3 protein-coding genes are annotated in these 4,108 nt (G+C 72.1%); 1 reads left to right on the top strand and 2 read right to left on the bottom strand.

Annotated elements, in window-relative coordinates; translation table 11 throughout:
- Together MXD58_RS21890 and MXD58_RS21885 are read right to left on the bottom strand one after the other, a co-directional pair.
- Positions 1-930 (bottom strand): M56 family metallopeptidase (locus MXD58_RS21890; protein WP_250609832.1); only part of this gene is annotated, 930 nt, incomplete at its 3' end.
- Positions 931-943: 13 nt separating this feature from the next.
- Positions 944-1,465 (bottom strand): BlaI/MecI/CopY family transcriptional regulator, encoded by a 522-nt coding sequence (locus tag MXD58_RS21885; protein ID WP_248837566.1) that lies wholly within the window; start codon positions 1,463-1,465, stop codon positions 944-946.
- A gap of 845 nt (positions 1,466-2,310) precedes the next feature.
- Between MXD58_RS21885 and MXD58_RS21880 the strand changes: the two genes are divergently transcribed.
- Positions 2,311-4,108, top strand: a 1,798-nt coding sequence (locus MXD58_RS21880) for a cytochrome ubiquinol oxidase subunit I (RefSeq protein ID WP_250609831.1), incomplete at its 3' end; no start/stop codon positions are given.

The raw sequence follows: 4,108 nt of genomic DNA, 5'->3' as shown, positions 1-4,108 counted from the left end.
CTGGACAGGGGCGCGGGCGATGCCGAGGCGGGCGAGTGCGCGGGCCAGGCAGCGGCGGCCGGAGCGGCGGGCGGCGGCATCGTCGGCGAGCATCTCGACGAGTAAGGAGACCGCGGCCGTGGCGTCGCGGGCCGGGCGCAGGAAGGGGAAGGTGCGCTCCCAGGCGACGAACGGCTGGATCACCAGGTCGTGCCGGCCGGCGACGTGCGCCGCCTCGTGGGCGAGCACCGCGTCCAGCTCGGCGGCGTCCAGGGTGTTCAGCAGCCCGCGCGAGACGACCACCCGGGCATGGCGTACGCCCGGCACGCAGTAGGCCACGGCGATCGGATGGTCGAGGATCCGCAGCAGGATGCCGGCCTGGTCCCGGTGCGCGCACAGGCAGCAGGGGCTGCCCGCCACCCGGTCACCATGATCACCCGAATCGTGATCGCCCGAATCGTGATCACCCGAATCGTGGGTGGTCGAATCGTGGGCGGCAGGGTCATGGGTCGCGGAGTCATGGGTCGCGGGGGCTTGGGAGCCGTGGCCGCGGTGGCGACGGCCGGCGAGGTCGACGAGGTGACGGTGGCGGTGCCGCTCGCGCAACGTGGCCGCGGTCGAGGCGCCGAGCACGCCGAACAGGCGGCCGGCCAGCGCGGTGGCCACGGTCAGGCCGACGAGGTTGATCCAGCGCAGGCCGGCGAGCGGCTCGCCGGCCGCGACGTTTCCGACGTGGTCGACCATCGCGGTCGGCGTGCGGGCGGCCAGCGGGGAGACGGTGAACGCGACCGTCGCGAGCAGTGCGGAGACACCGCCGGCCAGTCCGATCGCCTGCCAGAGGACGATCGCCGCCCGGGGGCAGCGATGCGGCCACCGCGCGGCGGCCAGAAGGCTCGGCACGGGCCAAGCCAGCACACCGGCGAACAGGGCGAGAAGGGCCGCGGTCGTCATCTCGTCGGCAACGCTACCCCCGGTCGGTGGGAATCTGAACCGTTCGGTCGGGGCCTGTTGTCATGGCATCGGTGCTGTCCGCATCATCCGGAGCCGGCTCGGTCACCGCCACGGAGGTGCCGGCGCCGTCGGCGTCCACCGGATCGGCGAAACCGACGGCGGCGGGCTCCCCGGGCGGCGGTGCCGAGGCGGGCTCGAGCGCGCGACGAAGGATCTCCGCCTCCTCGGCGGAGACCGATCCGACGAAGCGGACCAGCGCCGATCCGCGGTCGTCCGCGTTGCCGAGCGCCTCCATCATCGCCTCGGCCACGACTGCCTCCCGGCTGTCGACCGCCGCGTAGCGGTGTGCCCGCGCGGCCCGTTGCCGCCGCACGAAGCCCTTGCGTTCCAGTCGTTCGAGGACGGTCAGCACGGTGGTGTAAGCGAGATCGCGCTCATGGTCGAGGCGGGCGGCGACTTCACGAGCCGTCAACCACCCGTCGCTCGCCCACAACACGTCCATGACCGACCGTTCGAGGTCACCCAGGCGCGCCATGAGTCAATCCTACGTCGCGTAGAAGTTGTGCGGAGCTGAATGCCCGACGTCGGTGGCGCCTGCTCCATCACAGCCTGCTGACCTGCCTGTTCGCTGGAGCGGCGCGGGCGGTACGGGCGTATCGCGCCGCTGCGGGCCGGTCGGGGCCGTCGCCGACGTCATGCCGGGCCGTAGCTGGAAGGTGGCGTGCCGCAGTCATTCCGTTCCCGTCGGAGGGTGCCGCGGGCGGTGTCGGCGGACTCCGCCCAGGCCGGACGGTGGCCCGTCCCGGCGACCTGGCGGGACCTTTCGCCTGGCTCGTTGCGGTATCGGCTCGGCCTGTTCCGCCCATCCCGCCGACCCGTGCGAGCCGTGGCTGGAACGGACCGGTGCGGCGACCGGCGGAAATCGTCGCGCCGGGCCGGCGTCGATGGCATTCGCCAGCATTCTCCGGAGCGCTGTGAGCAAGTCCGCAGCCACGTGGTGGAATTCTTTACAAAGTCGTGATTATGTGGCCGGGCCGAACGGCTCCCGGGCGGGGTCCGGTTGTTCTCCCGGCGGAGCCGGATATCGCGGCGAACGCGCCCGTTGGTGCCGCCTTTCGGACACCGGATCCGCACTCCCGGCGGCTGCCGGCCGGATCACAGCACAAAGGCGTGGGAAAGGGTCGGCGAACCGCGTATGCAGGTGGTGGGGACGCGCGACGCTTCGCCCCACCGGCCGGCTTCGCGCATGTCGTGGACCTCACGGAGGCGCGACGGCCGACCGGATCAACCCGATACGTACCTTGGACCTTCTACGTTGGGTAGAAGGTCGGCTGAATCCCGGTCGATTTCTTCCCGCGGTCCTTCGAAGGAGCCGTGCGCATGGTTCTCGCCGCCGACGCCGTCGACCTCGCTCGTGCCCAGACGGCGTTCTCCCTCGCGTTCCACATCTGCTTCGCCGTGTTCGGCGTCGGGTTGCCCTGGATGCTGATCTACACGCAGTGGCGGTGGCTCAGAACCGGTGATCCGGTCTGGCTGGCGCTGACGAAGAAGTGGTCGCGTGCCTTCGCCGTGCTCTTCGCGGTGGGGGCTGTCTCTGGAACGGTGTTGTCGTTCGAGTTCGGGCTGCTCTGGCCCGCGTTCATGTCCAAGTACGGCGGTGCCCTCGGGCTGTCGTTCACCATGGAGGGCTTTGCGTTCTTCACCGAGGCGATCTTTGTCGGCATGTACCTCTACGGCTGGAAGCGGCTGTCGGCCCGGGCCCACTGGCTCACCCTGTGGCCGATAGCGATCTCCGGCACCGTGTCGACTCTGTTCATCATCACGGTCAACGCCTGGATGAACTCCCCGCGTGGACTCGTCGAGCGTGACGGCAAGGTCATCGAGGAGAAGCCGCTCGCCCCGTTCACCAGCCCGTCCTTCTGGCCCCAGATCTCGCACATGCTGCTCGCGGCGCTGATGTGCGCCGGTGGCACGGTCGCCGCCATCTACGCGGTGGGCATGCTGCGCGGCCGTCGGGACACCTACCACCAGCGGGGCCTGAGCATCGGCCTCGCCGTGGTGCTCGTCTGCGCGCCGCTGCAGCTCCTCGCCGGCGACTGGGCCGGCCGCAGCGCCGGTGACCACCAGCCGCTCAAGCTGGCCGCGATGGAGGGGCTGTACCACACCGGCTCCAACGCACCGTTCACCCTCGGTGGCATCTACGACGACAAGACCGGCGAGGTCCGCTACGGGGTGGAGATCCCCGGCCTGCTCTCCCTGCTGGAGGGCTTCAGCACCCGGCACGTCATCACCGGGCTGGACTCCGCGCCGCCCGACGAACGCCCGGACGGCACCCTGGTGCACGGCGCGTTCACCGTGATGATCGTCGCCGGTTCCGCGCTGATCGGGCTGTCCCTGCTCACCGGCATCGCCGTGATCCGCCGTCGACGCCGGGGGGAGACACCCCTGCTCCCGACCGGCCGCCTGTGGCTGATCGCCGCAGCCGGAACCGGCCCGGCCGCGGTGCTCGCGATGCTCACCGGCTGGGAGGTCACCGAGGGTGGCCGCCAACCGTGGATCGTCAACGGCCACATGCGGGTCGTCGACGCCGTCACCGGCGGCGAGAGCGCCAAGCCGATCTTCGCCGGCACCCTCGCGCTGTACCTGAGCCTCGCCGGCGCGCTGATCCTGATCCTGCGCAAGATGGCGACTGGCGGCCCCAGCGGCGAGCAGCTTCGCCCGGGCCTGCCGAGCGGCCCGGCCGTTCCCGGCGCCCCCCGGCCGCGCGATGGTGGCGACGGCCAGGGGACCGACCCGACGAAGCCCCGGCCCGAGCAGGACGGCGACAACGACGGCGAGGATGGCAGGTCCGGCTCCAAGGAGTCCGCGCCGGCCGCCGCGCACGACCCCGCCGCCCGCCAGACCGCCCGAGCGCACCAGGCCGGCCCTCGCCCAGGTGGCCCGCAGCCGGTACTCGTCCCTGGCCGCCGTCCGGGTGAGCCAGCCCCCACCGCGGACCCGGCCGCCACCCGTGGCTCCGCCGGCTCCTCCAGTTCGGCCGGCTCCTCCAGTTCCGCTTCCGCGTCCGCCGGCGAACCCGCTCCCGCCGGCGAACGAGCAGTGTCCCCCGCCATCCCGCGGCCGCGTCCCGAGCCGCACTCCGCCGGCACGTCCGGCGGCGGTCGGCCCGGAGTCTCGC

Origin of the sequence: Frankia sp. AgKG'84/4 (assembly GCF_023242965.2) — a bacterium.
Taxonomy (GTDB): Bacteria; Actinomycetota; Actinomycetes; order Frankiales; family Frankiaceae; genus Frankia.
Note: the sequence above shows the minus strand (reverse complement) of the source record. Positions and strands in the feature narration are given on the sequence as shown.